Here is a 20,281-nt window from a genome sequence, read left to right on the forward strand (position 1 = left end):
CATGGCCCAAAACACCAGAACGTTAAGTGATAAGTTTTTTTTAGTCATCAAGGGGTTGGCTATGGGAGCAGCTAACAAAGTACCTGGTGTATCTGGAGGAGTAGTCGCTTTTGTTGCTGGTTTTTATGAAGAATTTATATACTCTTTGCAGAAAATAAATCTCAAAGCATTCAAATTATTTATCAATTTTAGATTTTCTAGCTTCTGGAGATATATTAATGGTAGATTTTTAGCACTGTTAATCTTAGGAATGCTCATTAGCTATTTTAGTGTCTCTAAAATACTAGATTATTTAATCATTCATTATGAGTTATATGTGTGGTCCGCCTTTTTTGGGATGATTATCGGATCTATTTATTATATCGTAAAAGACTTTGATGACTGGAACAGACGAAATATTTGTTTTATCATTATCGGCACTATCGTAGGAGTTAGCATTAGTCTTTTGGAGCCAGCAAAAGAAAATGACAACTTATTTTTTGTGTTTTTCTGTGGAATTGTAGGTGTTTCTGGTATGACCTTGCCTGGTCTGTCAGGTTCTTTTATTCTTATCTTATTTGGAAACTATGTGCTACTACTCGTGGATTCTGTAAATGCTTTATACGATACCATAGCAGATCTTATACGATGGGATTTATCTTTTACAGAAAATGAAAATAGAATCCGATTATTAAAAGTTCTCGTAGTTTTTAGTCTTGGCTCTATTACTGGATTAGTAACGTTATCACATTTTTTAGGATACGTATTAAAACATTATAAAAATGCCACTTTTGCATCGATTATTGGTTTTATTACAGGCTCATTAGGAGTAGTTTGGCCATGGAAATATAAAATGTATAAAAAAGATGAAGTAGGTCAAATTTTAATAGATGCACAAGGCAATCCAATACTTGATAACTACGATCGATATCTACCAGATTTTTCAATCATGTCTACATACATTGCTTTCTTTTTCATACTTGTGGGTATTGGAATTGTTCTGTGGTTAGAATGGTATGGAGAAAAAACTGTAAAAACCAAACCAATATGAGTACATATGGATTATTAGGAAGAGATATAGGCTACTCCTTTTCCAGAAATTATTTTTCCAATAGATTCGAAAAAGAAAACCTACCACATCGTTACATCAACTTTGATCTTAAATCCATTGAGGAGCTTAAAGAGGTACTCGAAAATAAGGAAATCCATGGTATGAATGTCACTATTCCTTATAAAGAAGAAGTGATTCCATATTTAGATACTTTGGATCCAATAGCAAAAGAAATCGGAGCTGTTAATGTTATCAAGTTTGAAAATAATGGAAAGCTTACAGGATACAATAGTGATTATTATGGCTTTACCGAATCACTAAAACCACTACTTACCCCAAAAATAAAAAAAGCACTCATTCTTGGAACCGGCGGCGCCTCAAAAGCAATTGCCTATGCGCTAGAAAAACTAGATATTAAGTATACTTTTGTATCTAGAAATCCTGATTTTAAAGAACTTAGTTATAACGATTTGGATGAAGATATCATCAGAGATTTTAAATTAATCATCAACTGTACTCCTTTAGGCACACACCCTAAAGTTCAAAATCATCCAGATATTCCGTTTGAGCATCTTGGCGAAAATCATATTTTATACGATCTCATCTATAATCCAGAAGAAACAACCTTTATGAGAAAAGGCAAGGAAAAAGGTGCCAAAACTATTAATGGTCTACGAATGCTTGTATTACAAGCAGAAAGATCCTGGGAAATCTGGAATTCATAATTTTTGATATTACTTCCTAATAAATAATATACTTTTCCTACAAATGTAATTCCTAAAACGAAGTATTTGCTTTGAGTTTATATAAGATGTTAGTATCTTAGACAATCGTTAATCTCCGATAAACAAAAACATTAATACGATGTCCACACACGATAACCTGCCTCAGGCAGATGGAAATGAAGAAAAAAAGGCTGAATCTCCTATTGAAAGTATAGAGAATCCTACTACCGAAGAATCTGAATCTGTTACACCTGTAATAGAAGAAAATGCTACCAATGATGACGTAAAAATAGAAGAAGCTTCTAATACTGAAGTTACAACAGAAGAACCATCATCTTCAGAAAAAGAAGAAGTGGTAGCAGAAATTTCTAAGGAAGAAGTTCCTACAGAATCTTCCAATGATGCGATTCAAAATGAAATGGATGAAGCAGTAGCTAAGGATAGCGAAGATGAGGCAAAATTAGAACGTCATGATATTGAAAAGAAAGATTATCATGCCATGACCAAAGATCAGCTTATCTCAGAATTAAGGCATCTTATAAAAAATGAGAAAATTCAAGCTATAAAAGAACATGTAGAAGAGATTAAAACTGAGTTTAACGCTAAATTTAATGAAGAAGTAGAACAGAAAAAAGATGAATTTTTAGCTGAAGGAGGTAACATTATTGATTTTTACTATTCTACTCCACTCAAAAAAGAATTCAATTCTGTTTATTTTGATTATAAAGAAAAAAGAAACGCTTACTACCAAAATCTAAAAAAAGACCTTCAGGTAAACCTTCAAAAGAGACTAGATATTATTGAAGAACTTAAAGGGCTATTAAACGTAGAAGAAAACATTAATTCTACTTATAATCACTTTAAGGAAATTAAAGAAAGGTGGCACAATGCAGGACCAATTCCAAGAGATAAATACAACACCGTTTGGAATACGTATCATCACCATACCGAAAATTTTTATGATTTCCTTCATCTCAATAGAGACTTTAGGGATCTTGATTTTAAGCACAATCTAGAACAGAAACTAAAAATTATAGAACGTGCCACAGAACTTGCACAAGAAACAGATGTAAATCGAGCTTTTAGAGAATTACAAATTCTTCATAAAATGTGGAAAGAAGATTTAGGTCCTGTTGCTAAAGAATATAGAGAGCCTATCTGGGAGAAATTTAGTGCTCTTACCAAACAAATTCATGAAAACCGACAAGAATTTTTCAAAGTTCAGGATAAAGTTTATGAACAGAATTTAGTGGTAAAGCAAGGAATTATCAATAAAATAATCGAAGTTTCTTCTGACCACCCAAAAAATCATAATGGTTGGCAACAAAAAATTAAAGAAATAGAAGCATTAAGAGAAGATTTCTTTAAAGCGGGAAAAGTTCCATTAAGTGCTAACGAAGAAACCTGGAGTCACTTTAAAAGCGCGGTTCGAGATTTTAACAGAAATAAAAATGCCTTTTATAAAGGTCTTAAAAAAGATCAATTCGATAATCTAAACAAAAAGATGGAATTGATCAAAATTGCTGAAGATAATAAGGATAGTGATGACTTTTCTGTTACTACCCCATTAATGAAAAAAATCCAAGCAGACTGGAAAAAGATTGGTCATGTCCCTAGAAAAGACAGCGACCGAATCTGGAAAAGATTTAAAGATGCCTGCAACTTTTATTTCGATAGAATTCATGCTGAGAAAAATGAAGCAAATAAAGAAGAATTAGTTTCTTACGAGAAAAAACTAGCACATATTGAAGCTCTTAAAGAACTAAAGTTATCTGGTGATCCTAAAAATGATTTAGATATCATTAAAGAGAATATAAAAACATGGAAAAGTTTAGGGAGAGTACCCTATAAAAAAAGAAATATAGAGTCTGACTATCATAAGGTATTGGACGGCTTTTTTGAGCAATTAAATCTAAGTCGTCAAGAAACCGAAATGATTAAATACGAGAATAAACTAAATTCTCTAGCCAACCAATCAGATGATAGAGCACTACGAAATGAACAAAACTTTATTCGTAAAAAAATAGAAGAGGTTCATAATGAAATTCGACAATTAGAAAATAATTTACAGTTTTTCAAGAATACCGATGACTCTAACCCTCTCGTTATTGATGTAAGAAAAAATATCGAAAAACATAAAGAGAGTCTAGTCGTTTGGAAAAATAAACTCAAAAAAATCAAAGAACTTTAATAAGTCCATAGATTTAATTAATGATTAATTGCGCTCTTTGCGGTTCAGAAACCCAGAAATTTACTGAAATACAAGAGCGCATATATTATCAATGCTTTAACTGTCATGGAATATCATTAGATCCTTCTTTTTACCTAACAGATAAACAAGAAAAAGAACGGTATGAAATTCATAATAACGATGTAACCGATTCTGGATACCAGAACTTCGTATCTCCTATTGTTAATGCTATCGCTAAAAACTATACATCTCATCATAAAGGTTTAGATTTTGGTAGTGGAACAGGACCAGTTATAACTACAATGCTCCGAAAACAAGGGTATGATATTACTACGTATGATCCCTTTTTCGATCCCAATCCCAATGCATTAAGACAAACCTATAATTATATTGCTTGCTGCGAAGTAATGGAACATTTTCACAATCCGAATAAGGAATTTGCTCTACTAAATTCCTTACTTGAAGAAAATGGTACTTTATATTGTAAAACGTATCTTTATAATTCATCCATTAATTTTAATTCTTGGTGGTATAAAAACGACCCTACTCACGTTTTCTTTTACACAGAAAAGACATTGCAATGGATACAGTCTAAATTTAATTTTAGCAAACTAATTATTTCGGACAAGCTGATCTGTTTTAGACGATAAGGTATTTTGTTTTATATCTAACAAAATTCAAATATTATACCTTCTACAATACTCTCATTACAAATCTTATTAACACGAAAACGTTTGAGTAATTAACTACTTCTATTAGTACTTATTTATTCCCTAAATTGCATAATTATCATTTTTATCGATAAAATAATATCACTAACATAATAATATTTGAAATTTTATAACTATATGACAATTTAAACACCAACTTCTTTCAAAAGAAGATTATTACACAAGACACAATTCAAACACTAAAACTTATGAAAAACTCACTACCTAAACTCTTAGGCATTATTTGTCTATGGAGTTTATCACTCAATTCATTTTTTGTAAATGCACAAACTGATTTTAGAGAAGAAACCATTTATTTCCTCTTAACCACTCGTTTTTTTGATGGTGACCCTAATAACAATGTACCTACAGAATGGTCCTCTTACAATCCGGACCCGAATATCAACCCTACTATTACAGATCCTAATGATGTAACGTGGAAAGGTGACTTTAAAGGATTAATCCAAAAACTAGACTATATAAAGGATCTTGGTTTCACAGCTATTTGGATCACTCCTATCGTTCATAACAGAAGCCCTTTAGATTATCATGGTTATCATGCTTGGGATTTTACTAAAGTAGATCCCCGTTTAGAATCTCCTGGAGCTACGTTTCAGGATTTGATCAATGAAGTTCATGCGCGTGATATGAAGATTGTATTAGATGTTGTTACCAATCATGCAGGTCGTTTTGGGATTAAAGATGTTGCAGAAATAAAATATAACACAGATCCTACAAAACCCTGGTACGCACCAGACAACCCCAATTGGGAGTATGATGGTTTAACACCAAATCCAGAAGATGGACTAATCTGGAGTCGTGCCAACCTTGCAGAAATGCCACCTCCTTATAATCAAGATCTTTCTGCCTTTAATTTTCCTAGCAAAGAAAGCTATGTAGATACATCGGATCCAGATTGGTATCATCATTCAGGGAATGGATTTGCACAAGGTTTTGATGATATAGAAAATTTACACAATAGAGCTTTAGCAGGAGACACACCAGACTTAAACACAGGAAATCAAGTAGTTAGAGACTATCTTGTAAATGCATATGCTACATTCATTAATATGGGAGTTGATGCATTTCGTTGGGATACAGTTAAGCATATGAGTAAAGAAGATATCATCTATTTCTACGATGCTTTTAAGGCTATTAACCCTGATCTCTTTATTTTTGGAGAAGTTGCGCAACTAAGACACGAGTTACATCCTGTTGATGAAATCAATCCGCATTATTATACTTGGAGAGGTGCAGTAAACAATTCAGAACCTTTGGATCTTGCTGTAATTGATTTCTTTGGTGAAGCGACATTTCACGGAACTTTCGAAGAAGGACAATCTTTCCCAACAGTGAAAGCAGCAGCACGTTATGACCATTTATATAGTGATCCTTCTACTTTGATAACATGGTTAGATAATCATGATTTTGGTCCTAATAATGATTGGAACAGAAGATATGGCGGTACCGATGAAAATTTAGCCGCATGTATGAACTTTATGTTTACATGGCGAGGAATTCCAGTAGTGTATTATGGAACTGAAATGAGATTTAAAGCTGGAGAATTTAATGATATTCATAATGCTGCAGGTATCGAACAATCAATTGATAAAACTGGTAGAGCCTACTACGGAGATATAATAGACCAAGCTCCTAGTCATAAAATATACCAACATATAAGAAAGTTAAATGCTATTAGAAAAGCTGTTCCAGCGCTCCAAAAAGGAAGTTGGGACTGGAAAGAAGCTCCGGGAAATGCCGTATCGTATCGTAGAGTACATCAAAATAGTGAAGTTGCTGTAGGGTTAGCAAAAGATGGAAATGCATCTTTTAGCATCTCCGGAATGACTAATGGTGTGTATAGAGATGCTGTAACGGGAAGAGAAATTTTTGCGCAAAATGGAGTGTTGAATTTCACTGTAACTTCTGGATCTGCAGGGATCTATGTACTTAATGGACCTGGACTCATTGGAGGCTGCGGTGGTGGTTTCTTCGAGAATTGCGTTAATGGACCAAGTAATCCTGTAGTTATAATGAATCCAAATACTACCAACTCCGAAGATCCTATTCAAATTACTATGGATGGTGTTGGAGGAGCTGGTGCTCCATACGCTATTTATTATACGTTGGATGGATCCACTCCAAATAGTTCGAGTACTTTATATAACAGTGCATTTACGATCACAGAATCTACCACTATAAAAGCTATAGTCTATGATAGAGATGGAGTAGCTTCAGATATTCTAACAAAAAATTATAGAATTGGTCCTATTGAAGGATTACATGTATATTTTAAGAAACCATCTTCTTGGTCTCAGGCGAATGTTCATTATTGGAATGAATCACCAGATGTATTACCAACTAGTAATTGGCCAGGTCCTCAAATGAATCAAATAGACAATTCTGAATGGTATGAATATATTTTTGAAGGCGTTCAGAGTACTAATTTACTATTCAATGATAATGGTGGTGCTAAAACTGATGACCTAATAAGAGATAGAGATGGATGGTACGATGATGGAGTATGGTATGATACTGATCCTAGGGGTGATGTTAATACACCTCCTGTAGTATCTATATCTCCTAACGGTGGAACTTTTAACATTGGAGAAACTGTAAATATTACATTAAGTGCTACAGACAATTCTTCCGAAGGAATTGAAATTTATTACACATTAAATGGTAATGATCCTTCATCATCCTCAACTCGGTATACGAACCCAATATCCATTACATCTGATACTACCATAAAAGCAATTGCATATGATTCAGAAGGATTAACTTCTCCAATAGCAAGCAATTCTTTCACATTTACAGACGGCACTACTGATTCAATGACTATATATTACAAAGGCAATTTAACAAACCCTTCTATATACTATTGGAACACTACTCCGACAGCAAGTACTATACCTTGGCCTGGAGTGGTAATGAATCCTATTGGCAACGACTGGTATTCTTTTACTTTTGATACTATAAGTTGTGCCAATATAATATTTAGCAATAATGGATCATCGCAAACAGAAGATCTTCAAAGATGTGGAGATGGATGGTATTACAATGGCACTTGGTATGACAGTAATCCAGAAGAAAATCAAGATCTCACCTTATATTTTAAATCAGATTCTTTTACATCTCCAACGATCTACTTTTGGAATACTACACCATCTGGCATAACAACAGCTTGGCCTGGAGAAGCTATGACGTTAGACGCTAATGGTTGGTATAGTTATACCTTATCTAATACTTCTTGTTCTAATTTAATATTTAGCAATAATGGTGGATCCCAAACACCAGATCTTAATAGGTGTCAGAATGGATGGTATTATAACGGTACTTGGTATGACCAAAACCCAGACAACCTTAGATTAAACAATACTGATGACAAACTATCTGTTGAAGATGTAAAGGTATTTCCAAATCCTCTTGAAGAAACATCTGTACTACAACTACAAGTTAGACAATCAACAAGTCTGGTAAAAATTGAATTAATAAATGTATACGGTGCTTCACAAACCATTATAAATGGTAAAATAAATGAAGGAATTCATCAATATGAGCTCGGTAAAACCCCATTAGCAAGTGGAATTTACTTTTGTAAAATTACTATGGATGGTAAATCTTTAACAAAAAAGGTAATTAAACGCTAGCAAGTGTGGATTTAATAACTAAAGCCCCTTACTTAAGTTACACAACTATAAGTAAGGGGCTTTTCTATTATAAATTAAGCAAATCCTACATTAAAAACTACCTAGAAAATTATTTTGAAAAATCATTTTTACGTACCACTCTACTGACGAATATAATTTCAATGTTCATTTCTAGGCAGTTTTAAAAAAGTATAAAAACTCAACAATTAACTTCCATACCCTGGATTTTGCATCAAATTAGGATTAGCATCCCTTTCCCTTTGTGGAATTGGCATTACTAAGGAATTATCATCATAATTTAGTGTACCAACTGTACCTTGCAACCTTTTTATATCGTGCAATGCAAATCCTTCAAATGCTAATTCTCTTTTACGTTCATCAATAATATCTTGTAATGTAATTGCTCCAAGTGCCACCGCATTTGATCTACCACGAAGCGTATTAATTTCTGCAAGAGGTGCTAATCCAATTGCTGTAGATAGTCTAAAATTAGATTCAGCCCTAATCAAATGCATCTCTGCTACACGTAAAAAAGGAATATTAGCAAACTGAGATTGCCATTTAGTTGTAGCCGTTCCACTAGAGGTTGTATAAAAAAACTGTGATCTATCATCGTTAGGATCATCAAAAATATTGAAAAACGAAGCATTAATAGACACATCAGGATTCCCTTGTCTTCCTCCAAAATCTTGTCCTGCCCAAAAAGTATTCATCAGATTAGCTCCATCTTGGCTAGTTACTTGCCATGCAAAAATATCTTCACTAGAATCCCCATCATTATTAAATGCTCCGTCATAAGTTGCTGTAAGTGCATGTCCACTATTTTGTAACACATCATTAGCGGCATCTCTTGCTCCGCTATAATTACCTTGTTGTAAATACACACGAGCTAAAAGGGCTTGAGCAGCGTATTTATCTGCAAAAACTCCATTGCTATCTGGTAACAGATTGTAAGCACTTTGTAAATCTTCTATTACACGAGCATAAACATCTTCGACATTATCTCTAGAAGGAGATGTAATATCTGCAGGATTTAAAATTGCATTTAGTACTATTGGAGCTGCAAGTTGCGTATTTCCTCCACCTGCTTCATATGATTGCCCAAATAATCTAGCAAGATCAAAATAAGCTAGTGCACGTAAAAACTTTGCTTCTCCTTCGACTCTATTCCGATCTGACTCGTCCTCGAATACGTCTAAATTAGCTAAAACAATATTGGCTTGATTATTTACTTCATATGCATTTAACCAATAATCTCTTACAAAAGTATTATCTGGTGTTAATTGTTTTTCTATTAATTGTGCAGGTTGTTCAAATGTACCATTCCAGGAAAGGTCTGTATCATTAGCCAATAATTCTGCGGCTAAATTAATCTGCCCTCCATAAGAAACACCTTGTCCTGCTTCATCATAAATTCCGGTTAAAACATTTTGAAGGTTAGCCGGATTAGTGATCACTACCTCAGGCAACAGACTTTGTTCTGGTTCTAATTCGAGATTATCCTCGCATCCAACAATGGAAACCACTGCGGAAAGTAATACTAATATTTTATATTTTATTGTCTTCATATTCTTATATTTTAAAAGTCGATATTTATACCTAAAGTGTATGTTTTAGCTGGAGGTGCCGAATAAAATGTTTCTCCAACTTGAATATTAGAGTTACCATTAAAATCTGCTGTAGATTCTGGATCATATCCATCAAAATCAGTAAAAGTTAACAGATTAAAACCTGTAAAATATATTCTTATCCTCTCCATATAAAACTTCTTAGTAACTTCTTGAGGTACGGTATATCCTAATGTTAAATTTCTTAGCCTGATAAAATCAGACTCCTGAAGATATCTAGTAGAAGCTTGCTGACCATTAGTCGAAAATAACCTCGCTTGTGGCACATCTGTAATATCACCAGGTTGTTGCCATCTTCTTAACTGATCTGTAGTTTGATTATCAAAAAATCTAGCGTTACCAGATTGGAATCGACCTCCATTATTGTAAATAGAAGCACCCCATTCTCCTTGAAACGTAAATGAAAAGTCAATTCCTTTATAGGTAACATTATTTGTCAATCCAGCAATTAAATCTGGATATGGACTACCGGCAATAACTCTACTTGCCTCATTAAAGTTATTTGTTGTACTTCTATCAATCGTACCATCAGCGTTTACTGTATTTCGAATAAACAATGCATCTCCATTAGCAGGATCAGCACCCGCAAATTCTACTAAGTAAAAAGAAGATACTGTTTCTCCCTCTCTAACTATATTTCTACCAGCGATAATATCTCCTCCAGGCAAATTAGTCACTTCATTATCAATCGTAGAAAGATTTAAAGAAGTACTCCAACTAGCATCAGAAGAAACAATATTCTTAGTATTGATTACAAATTCAAATCCACTATTTTTTATTTCCCCAACATTTCTTGTAATATTTGGGAAACCAGAAGTACCAGGAACTGGTTCATTAAGCAATAGATCATCTGTAGCTTTTTCATAATAATCAATTTCTCCAGAAATTCTGTTGTTAAGGATACCAAAGTCTAATCCGATATCATACTGTGTAGTTTTCTCCCATTTTAATGCAGGATTTCCTAGTTGAGTTGGTGCCAATCCAGCTCTTTGATTATATGGAGTTCCTTGGAACAAACTCAAACTTGCAAAATTCCCAATACCAGCATTTCCTGTAATCCCCCAGCTTCCTCTTAGTTTCAGTAATGATAGTATTTCTGAGTTATTAAGAAATGATTCTTCTGATACAATCCATCCGGCTGACACTGCTGGGAACCAACCAAATCTATTTTCTTCACCAAAACGTGAAGAACCATCATATCTCAAACTTGCTTTCAATAAATATTTATCCGCAATAGATAATGTAGCTCTACCAAAATATGAAAGGAAATTAAATCTTGTGCGAGTAGATCCCCCAGCAGTAATTTCGGCTGCACTATTTAATGTTTGTAGGTCATCCGAAGGAAATCCTTGTCCCTGAGCAAACTGCAATCTTCTCTGACTATCCTCATAACTCATCCCCACAGTTGTTTCCAAATCAAACGTATTGTCAAATCTTTTGGCATAAGTAAAATAATTATTCAAATTATATTTCTCTGTTTGTACTGCGTTAACAGTTCCAAAACCACCAACGGACGCCGATTGCGTAAGACTTCCTGAAAATCGCTCTGCGACTTGGGATAGAAAATCATATCCAATCTCGGATCTAAAACTTAAATCTGGTAAAATTTGATATTCTGCATAAGTATTGGCTAAAATTCTCCAGATATTTGTCTTAAAACTACCGTTAAATTCATCACCTAAGAAATTGTAGTATTCGGTTGACTCATTATTAGGAGTAATACCATCTTCCAAATAAGCTGGAGATAACGGTGATTGTGCAATTGCTTGAAGTGGTGTTGCAAATGCATTATCATTAGCAATCCTGTCTATTATCGACTTTGAGATACTTGCATTAGTTCCTACTTTAAATTTCTTGGAAAGCGTATGATCGATATTTGTTCTAAATGAATATCTCTCTAATTCATTGCCTCTTACAATACCATCTGTATTGTTATAAGCAGTAGACATGTAGAATCTAGTTTTTTCACTTCCGCCCGAAACCGACACTCCAAAATCCTGTACTGATCCATCTACTAGGGCAAGCTCTTGCCAATCTGTATCAACCTCTCCATTTCTCCAATCCAGACCATTTGCATAGAAATCAAACTGTCCTTCTATTCCTGCCTGACTAAATCCTGCGTTCAAGGCTGATTCAGTCATTAACTCCACATATTGCTCTGCATTTAGCCAATCTCTTTTATTTGTTGCACTACTAATTCCATAAGATGAATTAAGAGAAACCTTTGTTTTTCCTCTTTTACCTTGTTTTGTAGTAATAATAATTACCCCATTTGTCCCTCTAGCCCCATAAATTGCTGCAGAAGAAGCATCCTTAAGTATATCTATAGATTCGATATCATTTGGATTTAATGCAATAAGAGGATTAATAGGTGAATTATTAATAGATTCATCTGCATTGGTAATTGGAATTCCGTCTACAACATAGAGCGGTTCTTGCGAAGAAGATATCGTAGCTACACCTCGCACTCTTACTTTTATCCCTCCTTCTACCTTACCATTTAATTGAGTTACCTGTACACCCGCTGCCTTTCCTGTTAGACTACTTTGTAAACTTGGTGTTGGAATTTCATTAATTTCATCGGAAGATATAGAAGCAATATTCGCAGTAATTTTCCGCCTCGATTGTGTTCCAAAACCCACGACAACTACTTCTTCTAAAGCACTTACATCTTCATCCAAGATAACATCTATTGTATTTTGATTGTTTAACACAATTTCTTTTGTAATATATCCTAAAAAAGAAAACATAATTGTTTCGCCACTAGCTGCTTCGATAGTATACATTCCATCAAAATCACTCTGAGTTCCCCTATTCGTATCCTTAATAAGAATATTTACACCTGGCAAAGGAATTCCTTTGTTGTCCTTAATAGACCCAGAAATTGATCTTTGCTGAGCCATTGCAATGCCCGAAATAAAAAAAACAAGCATTAACAAATTGTAATGATTTACTTTCATACATTAATTTTTTTCAAGATTTATACTCCAATTGTTGATCTAATCATAAAGGAAGGCAAGAGTATATTGAAGGCTAACTCAATAATACATCACCGATAAGAATAAACTACACGACCACTATCGGTAATTCTCTTGCCTAAGCTATATGATTACCATGTAAAGGAAGTTATAGAGGGAAAGAAATCAGGTAAAGCCTATAAACATTTACCTTGCCGATAAAAATTACCCTTTACCCTCTAACAGATTGATTTCAAAATACATAACTATGAATTGCAGTTATATGTAGTATTCTAGAAGATTATTAAACAGTAATTAATAATCTTCTCTTTTTTCTGACAATTTCTAAAATTGTCATCGCATTCATATATTAAAACAAAGAAGATACCGTGCTTGAATTCTTTAAACTAACTTTATAATGGTTTAACTTACAGTTAAGAAATTGTTTAGAAACTTCTTAGCTAGCGCTAAATAAATTAAAATGAAGTTACCTCCCTTTTCTAGATATCTTGACATCTTAAATTATATGAATAAAAAAAAGGTCACTGAAGGCATAATGCCAACAATGACCTTTGATTAAATAATAAGAAATAATTGTTTCTAAAAATCTCTTATTACATTCCTATCACAATTTTAAATTAGTAACCAGGATTCTGCTCTAAAAAAGGAGATAAATCTCTTACACTTTGAGGGATTGGATATATCGTTCTATCCATTCCTGGTGCAGATGATGCTTCATTAGGCTGTCCAGGTCTTCTTAAGCTCAAGTTATTTCTTAAAAGATCCATTCTTCTTTGTCCTTCGAATGCCAGTTCTTTTCTACGCTCATTTAAGATGATTTCTAAAGTAACACTTGTTAAATCAGCTAACCCCGCTCTATTTCTAAGTGTATTTATATCTTCTAAAGGAGTTGCTCCTATGGATGTTCCTCCTCTAAAATTAGCTTCAGCTCTGGTAAGATACATTTCTGTTACTCTTAACACAGGTGCATCATCAGAATTATTAACATCCTCTGGGAATTTATTTGTGAATATTCTATCTGCGCCCTCTGCTCCAGGTCCTGTCTGTGTTAAATTATCAAACCTAAGATCTCCAGGTTCTGCAGCATAAGCATCCAATAAATCCTGAGAGAAAGGCACATCACCTCTACCACCAGGAACAGGATTACTCAATCCAGAAAAACCTTGACCAGTATCTTGACCATTTACTGCATCATTTACTAATGTAAATATATGCTCTGGCGAATCTGGTGAATCATAGAAAGTATAATCAGGAGCTAAACTATAAAAAGAATTATTAATGATGTCATTTGCAAAATTTGCTGCATCAGTCCAACGCTCCTCATAAAGTGCTTTTCTTGCTAATAATGCATTGGCAGCACCTTGATTAGCTAATGTTCTGGTATTTGAAGGTAAATCAGAAATAATATCTAACAATTCAGTCTCTACAAAATCATATACTTGTCCTAAAGTTGCTCTAGGCAATTCCTGACCAAGTTCTGATGATACTACAAGAGGTACACTTAAATTATTTACTCCACTACCAACTTGTAATGGTTGGCCGAAGATTGTCGAGATATTAAAATATACTAATGCTCTCATAAATCTAGCTTCCGCAATTGCCTGCGAGCGCTGAGCATCTGTGAAATTCTCATCTTGAACTAAAGGAACATTATCAATAACTAGGTTTGCAGCTCCGATAACTTCATAATTATCATCCCACATACCATTAATTGATGTATTAGCAGCTAAAGTAGCGTAATCCCTTATCTCTCCAAAAGTTGTAAATGTTCCGATGAATTCTACATTATCGGATTGCCATTCTGTACTAAATTGTAATGTACCATTTAATACGTCATCCTGTTGAGCTCTATTATAAATACCTGTTACAGCTCCTAAAGCCAAAGCTCCATTTGAAAACACAACATCTGAAGCAGTTAAATCTTCTGGTAATAATTCTATTTTATCTTCACAAGAAGTGGTTAGTATTACCATTAAAGCTAATAACAGTAAACTAAATTTATTGTTTTTATTTATACTTGTTTTCATACGTATATATTATATCGTTAAACGGTTTAGAAGGATAAATTAATTCCAAAAGTATATGTTGACGCTTGAGGTAAGGTAAAGAAGTCTTGACCCGCAGCATCATTCCCATCAGAACCATTAGATACTTCAGGATCAAACCCGTCCAATCCATCACTTTTGAAAGTTAATAAGTTCGTAGCTGTAGCATAAAATCTCACTTTGCTCACAAAAACTTTTTCTAATAAACTATCTGAAAGTGAATATGATAAAGTTACATTTTTTAATCTCACAAAAGATCCATCTTCCAACTGTGCTGTTGAATTTTGGTTAAAAGTATTAATGGTTGGACTATCAGGGCTTGGAATAAATGCCTGATCACCTGGCTGTTGCCAAACATTCAACACTCTTGTTGTTTTGTTAAATCCACTAATTGGATTTTCAGTAAACGCTCTAGACGTTAACAAGATATCATTACCAAAAGAGAAATTAAATAATGTATTTAATGACCAGTTCTTATAAGTAAACACATTTGAAAAACCTCCAACTACATCAGGATTCGCCTGACCAACGATTCTTCTATCAGCTGCTACAGGAGTAGTAGTTGGATTACCAGAGGCATCTAACCATTCGGCATCTCCTGTTTGAGGATTTACTCCTAAATATGGAATTAAATACCATGAGTTTGCAGAAAATCCTTCAATAGCTCTCTGTCCAGAAAAAGCAAGAGATCCACCTGTACGATCTACAAATCTATTTCCAAGTTCGTCTACACTAGAAGTTTCTGGAAGACTAGTTACTTCATTTTTGTTAAATCCAAGATTTAAGCTAGAAGTCCATTTTAAACCATCATTTGAACCATCAAGAATTATAGCATCGATAGTTACATCAAAACCAGTATTCTCTAATTCACCGATATTCTGGTTTACTCCATTTAATCCATTATTAAATGTAGGGTCTACAGGAACAAATAAAATTAAGTTATCTGTAACGTTTTTATAATATTCTACATTAAACGTTAACCTTCTATTAAAAAAGCCGGCCGTCAATCCTACGTCACGAGTCGTAGTACTTTCCCATTGTAGATCTGGATTTTCTAAACTAGCTGGTGTAAGTCCAGGATTACCGTTAAAATTATTTCCTGCAAAAGTTCCTAAAGATGGGAAATTACCAATTCTGTCATTTCCAGTGGTACCATAACTTGCGTTTAATTTTAATCCTTGAACCCATTCTACATTATCCATAAAGGCTTCATCAGAAATATTCCATCCTACCGCTGCAGACCAAAATGTTCCGAATCTATTATTAGCTCCAAATCTAGAAGAACCGTCTCGTCTTACAGAACCTTCAAGAATATATCTACCGTCGGCATAATCATATGTAGCTCTTCCTAAATAAGACACCAATCTGTTCGCGTCACCACTTGAAGATGTAAGAGGGAATGTCGAAGCTGATTCAATATTTTGTTGAGCATCAGATAAAAATCCTGTACCAGAAGCCTGAATATTTCTAAATTGATTGTCTTCAAAAGAATATCCCGCTAAAAGACTTAGATTGTGCTTGTCTCCAAAATTTTTGTTATATGAAAGTATGCTATTAAGGATGTATCTATTCTGCTGAAACACAGAATTAGCTGCAGATCCTCCAGGAGTTAATAACTCAACATTTCTTGTTTGGTTTTCTGTAAAAACTCTATCTATTCCAACGTCTTGTTTAAAACTTAAACCATCTAATAAAGAAGATAAATTAAAATCTAAAGAACCGTTTGCAACAATACGAGTAGTAGTTGCTAAATTTAGGTTTAATGCTTCCTGGGCAATTACATTACCACCTCCTACATTACCTGTTGTCGTAAAATTACCGTTTTCGTCAAATGGTTCTACATCTGGTCTTTGTAATAGTGCTATAGTATATGGTGAAGCAAAACTATTTTCATTAGGAACTCTATCAAATCTATTATGAGATACATTAGCATTTAAAGTAGCAGTTAACCAATCAGTGGCATTAGCCTGAATATTAGTTCTAAAACTAGTTCTTTCTAAATTATCACCTACTCTGATTCCTTCAATATCTTCTCGAGTAGCACCAATAAAATAATTCGCTTTTTCATTACCACCTCTCACGCTAAAATTATAAGATTGACTAACAGCCGTTCTTAAAACCGCATCTAACGCATCAAACTCACCACCAGCATCAGTAAGTGGACCCGCACTTACTGCAGAACCATTTCTTATTAGTGTTGTAAAATCGATGTATTGTTGAGAATTTAGCAGATCTGGTGTATCTGTTATGGTAGCAAACGAAGTATTTACGTCTATGTCTACAGTAACTCTACCATTTTTATTTCCACGCTTAGTAGTAATAAGTACAACTCCGTTACCTCCACGAGAACCATATAAAGCGGCTGCTGCAGCCGATTTTAATACAGAGATACTTTCTATATCATTTGGATTTATGCTTGCCAATGGATTGATTCCTGCTCCAGAACCTTGTTGGAAGGTGGTAAAACTATCTCCCAGCGTCACTCCATCGATAACAAATAAAGGTCTTGTGTTACTACCAATCGAACTAGTACCCCTAATATTAATTGTAGGAGAAGCCCCTAAGCCACCAGAACTAGAAAATACTTGCACCCCAGAAGCCTGCCCTTGTAATATGTTTTGTGGAGAATCTGTAATAATGTCTTGGATATCGCTATTAGAAACAGTACTGATACTGGTAACTAATTTTTTCTCAATTTGTGATCCATAAGCCACTACCACTACTTCTTCAAGCTCATCAGCTGCTGTTTCTAGTTGTACATCAATAACGCTTCCATCGCCTACCGCTATTTCTTTTGTAGAAAAACCTACATAACTAAATGTTAGTACAGCTCCTTTATTTGTGGCAATGCTGTAGTTACCATCAAAATCTGTTTGTGCCCCGTTGGCCGTGTTTTTTACAACTACATTCACCCCTGGCAAAGGCAATCCGTCACCATCTGTTACTGTTCCCGTAACTGTTTTTTGTTGTGCAAAAACAATACTAGAAAGAAAAAACACAAATAGTAATAATTTGTAATCAAGTTGTTTCATAAATAAAATTTCATAAATTAAACCTCAGTTAGAAATTGCAGAAAAGGAGTAAGGTAAATTGAAAATGATGGCTAATTCAATTTATCTTTCGATATATTATAAAAGGAATAACATAATTTCGTCGATAAAACAATTTACCTTACTCCTTTTCTGCAATTTTCTGACAAAACAAGTGATTATGGGGGGTGAACTAGTTAAAACTGATCAAGCTTTACCCTTTTACCGATAAAAATTTACCTATTTACCTAATTTTATTCTTGAAGATTTATTTAGACGTCCATCTACTAACTTTAAAACGCATTTATGAATTTTTATGAGGTAAAAACGGATAAGAAAGAGGGGTTAGACACTAAAATTTCTTAGGTATTCAGAAGGAGTAACATGGTTATATTTCTTAAAAGACTTATTAAAAGTTACTTTATTATTAAAACCAACTTCATATGCCACGTCGATAATATTTACTCCTCTAAATTTATCATTTTTAAGAATACTCATTGCCTCATTAATTCTATATGAATTAATGAGATCGAAAAAATTAAGTCCAAAATGCTCATTGATAACTTGAGAAGTATTATGTCTATTAGTATTTAAAAGGTCTGCTAATTTTTGTAGCGTAATATCGTTATCTCTATATACTTTTTCTTCATCCATTAAATAAACCAATTTATCTTTTAATTCTACGGACAACTTAGGAGTTAAACTAGATGAACTATACTTATCACTATTTGGTAATTTAGTTCCATCATCTACAACAATTGTATCTCTCTTTTCTCGGATCAATGCTAAATTAAAGAAGGTATTATAGCTTACATAAAGTACAAGGAATGTCATCACAAAAATCTGCAAGTTAAAAAGCAAGCTACCTATTTCATATTTTTCGAAAACGAGAACATAAAATCCATAGAAAACAGTATAGATACTATAAAACAGAATCAAATTTCTTTGCCAATTTGTTTCTAACTGAGCAGATTTCTTATGAGTAAGGTTTCTTTTTTTATATTTTAAGATTAATAGAATCCCATAAATTATTAATGATAATAACTTAGCAATCATAATAAGTAAAGCATAAGGTCGCTCATTATTTATAATCATACTCAGTTTTTCAGTTCCAGACAAGGTGTATACTGGCATTATAAGTCCAATGAATAATAACGTAGGAACTAAATGCAATATGTCTTTTTTCTTAAACGTATATTTTTCATTGATACGTTTAAAATAGAAGTATATAAGCGGACCATATAAAAATGAAAAAGATGCTGAAATGTACAGTGTATGAGGTAAATAAAACTCATAATTAGTAATGAAAATACTAATTCTGAGAACAAAAAATGAATGTAACAAAAGAAAAAAGCCAATTAACAAGTTAGCTTTTCTATCTTTTACTGGCCTAAAAATCAATATAGTTGAAATAAAAACTCCTATAAACCCAACGTAAAGACAAAACAAAGCCCATCCATTTATATTTCGTTGATATTTTTTTTGTAAATTCTTAAAAGTTTTTGATCCCTTTAATAATTCAAAATTACTATGGTTCACAAACGAAACATCTAAAGTTGCCTTGATATATTTTTCAATATACATAACCGATTCTTCCGGATGTTTAGATTTCGCATAAGAAAAAGCAATTTTTTTAAATAGATATGTAGAATCAATATGATTCGTTTTCAATAAAACGTTGTATTTAGAAATAGCTTCACTATAATTTCCCAAATCGAAAAGGGAATCAGCGATTTCTACTGCTTGAATATTTTGAACAATAGTATCTTCAGATGTTAATTGGAGATTATCAGCATGAAGATCCATTACAAAAAGTAAGCACAGAAAAATGATCCACAATAATGCAGACTTTGTATTTCGTTGAGTTTGACACATAATCACCTGAAATTAGGGGTGGCTAAAAATACTATTTGTGTAGAACTATTTTCATAAAATTATTCGAATAAGTAAGAAGATAGAAGACAATGCTAAGATCCTTTCAGAACAAACAAACAACTGTCAATCAGTATTTTGAATATATAAAAAACATCTAAGCAAACTTATTTTTTTGTTAAATTATTAACTAATATAAGTGTTAATTAACAGTAAATTAATATTCTCTCTTTTGTCAATTTAGTCTCTTAAATCAACATCCATAACAGTAATAATATAATTACAAAAGGAGGGCAAAATATCTTGACGGCTAACTCAAATATTTCATTTTATAAACCAAAACAACGTTTATACAGAAACTGCTCCTCCTTTTTATAATTACTCAACAAAAGAAGTAATCATCAAAACAAAAACGGGCAAACC

Annotated in this window: 10 protein-coding genes; 5 read left to right on the forward strand and 5 right to left on the reverse strand. The window is 33.3% G+C overall.

Translation table 11 applies throughout. The features are described 5' to 3' along the window. The first annotated feature begins 1 nt into the window (after window position 1). From Q1B37_RS14820 to Q1B37_RS14840, 5 genes are all read left to right on the forward strand, one after another. Entirely contained in the window at window positions 2-1,030 is a 1,029-nt protein-coding gene (locus Q1B37_RS14820) for a DUF368 domain-containing protein (RefSeq protein WP_299899679.1), read from the forward strand. Beyond that, on the forward strand, window positions 1,027-1,755 hold the full coding sequence (locus Q1B37_RS14825) for a shikimate dehydrogenase (RefSeq protein WP_299899680.1): 729 nt from the start codon (window positions 1,027-1,029) through the stop codon (window positions 1,753-1,755). Before Q1B37_RS14820 ends, Q1B37_RS14825 begins: the two co-directional genes overlap by 4 nt. A 139-nt stretch (window positions 1,756-1,894) precedes the next feature. Beyond that, entirely contained in the window at window positions 1,895-3,946 is a 2,052-nt protein-coding gene (locus tag Q1B37_RS14830) for a DUF349 domain-containing protein (protein WP_299899681.1), read from the forward strand. Between the two features lie 20 nt (window positions 3,947-3,966). Next, window positions 3,967-4,596, forward strand: a complete 630-nt coding sequence (locus tag Q1B37_RS14835; protein ID WP_299899682.1) for a class I SAM-dependent methyltransferase — start codon at window positions 3,967-3,969, stop codon at window positions 4,594-4,596. A gap of 269 nt (window positions 4,597-4,865) precedes the next feature. Further along, window positions 4,866-8,306, forward strand: coding sequence for a starch-binding protein (locus Q1B37_RS14840; RefSeq protein WP_299899683.1), 3,441 nt, complete (start codon window positions 4,866-4,868; stop codon window positions 8,304-8,306). Between the two features lie 206 nt (window positions 8,307-8,512). Here the strand turns inward: Q1B37_RS14840 and Q1B37_RS14845 are convergent, their stop codons facing one another. The 5 genes from Q1B37_RS14845 to Q1B37_RS14865 form a co-directional block, all read right to left on the reverse strand. Continuing rightward, window positions 8,513-9,874, reverse strand: coding sequence for a RagB/SusD family nutrient uptake outer membrane protein (locus Q1B37_RS14845; RefSeq protein ID WP_299899684.1), 1,362 nt, complete (start codon window positions 9,872-9,874; stop codon window positions 8,513-8,515). Window positions 9,875-9,885: 11 nt separating this feature from the next. Further along, the gene (locus Q1B37_RS14850; RefSeq protein ID WP_299899685.1) at window positions 9,886-12,894 is read right to left on the reverse strand and encodes a TonB-dependent receptor; all 3,009 of its coding nucleotides are present in this window, start codon (window positions 12,892-12,894) and stop codon (window positions 9,886-9,888) included. A gap of 635 nt (window positions 12,895-13,529) precedes the next feature. Next, window positions 13,530-14,939 carry a RagB/SusD family nutrient uptake outer membrane protein gene (locus tag Q1B37_RS14855; RefSeq protein ID WP_299899686.1) on the reverse strand — a complete coding sequence of 470 codons (1,410 nt, stop codon included), beginning with the start codon at window positions 14,937-14,939 and terminating at the stop codon, window positions 13,530-13,532. Between the two features lie 26 nt (window positions 14,940-14,965). Next, the gene (locus Q1B37_RS14860; protein WP_299899687.1) at window positions 14,966-17,989 is read right to left on the reverse strand and encodes a TonB-dependent receptor; all 3,024 of its coding nucleotides are present in this window, start codon (window positions 17,987-17,989) and stop codon (window positions 14,966-14,968) included. A gap of 342 nt (window positions 17,990-18,331) precedes the next feature. Continuing rightward, window positions 18,332-19,861, reverse strand: a complete 1,530-nt coding sequence (locus Q1B37_RS14865; RefSeq protein WP_299899688.1) for a helix-turn-helix domain-containing protein — start codon at window positions 19,859-19,861, stop codon at window positions 18,332-18,334. Between the last annotated feature and the right edge of the window lie 420 nt (window positions 19,862-20,281).

The sequence above is a fragment of the uncultured Aquimarina sp. genome, assembly GCF_947492965.1.
Lineage (GTDB): Bacteria > Bacteroidota > Bacteroidia > Flavobacteriales > Flavobacteriaceae > Aquimarina.

What these genes read in the sequence shown, in the direction of transcription:
- Q1B37_RS14820 (WP_299899679.1), top strand. Translation starts at nt 2, where the DNA reads ATGGCCCAAAACACCAGAACGTTAAGTGATAAGTTTTTTTTAGTCATC.
- Q1B37_RS14825 (WP_299899680.1), top strand. Translation starts at nt 1,027, where the DNA reads ATGAGTACATATGGATTATTAGGAAGAGATATAGGCTACTCCTTTTCC.
- Q1B37_RS14830 (WP_299899681.1), top strand. Translation starts at nt 1,895, where the DNA reads ATGTCCACACACGATAACCTGCCTCAGGCAGATGGAAATGAAGAAAAA.
- Q1B37_RS14835 (WP_299899682.1), top strand. Translation starts at nt 3,967, where the DNA reads ATGATTAATTGCGCTCTTTGCGGTTCAGAAACCCAGAAATTTACTGAA.
- Q1B37_RS14840 (WP_299899683.1), top strand. Translation starts at nt 4,866, where the DNA reads ATGAAAAACTCACTACCTAAACTCTTAGGCATTATTTGTCTATGGAGT.
- Q1B37_RS14845 (WP_299899684.1), bottom strand. Translation starts at nt 9,874, where the DNA reads ATGAAGACAATAAAATATAAAATATTAGTATTACTTTCCGCAGTGGTT.
- Q1B37_RS14850 (WP_299899685.1), bottom strand. Translation starts at nt 12,894, where the DNA reads ATGAAAGTAAATCATTACAATTTGTTAATGCTTGTTTTTTTTATTTCG.
- Q1B37_RS14855 (WP_299899686.1), bottom strand. Translation starts at nt 14,939, where the DNA reads ATGAAAACAAGTATAAATAAAAACAATAAATTTAGTTTACTGTTATTA.
- Q1B37_RS14860 (WP_299899687.1), bottom strand. Translation starts at nt 17,989, where the DNA reads ATGAAACAACTTGATTACAAATTATTACTATTTGTGTTTTTTCTTTCT.
- Q1B37_RS14865 (WP_299899688.1), bottom strand. Translation starts at nt 19,861, where the DNA reads ATGTGTCAAACTCAACGAAATACAAAGTCTGCATTATTGTGGATCATT.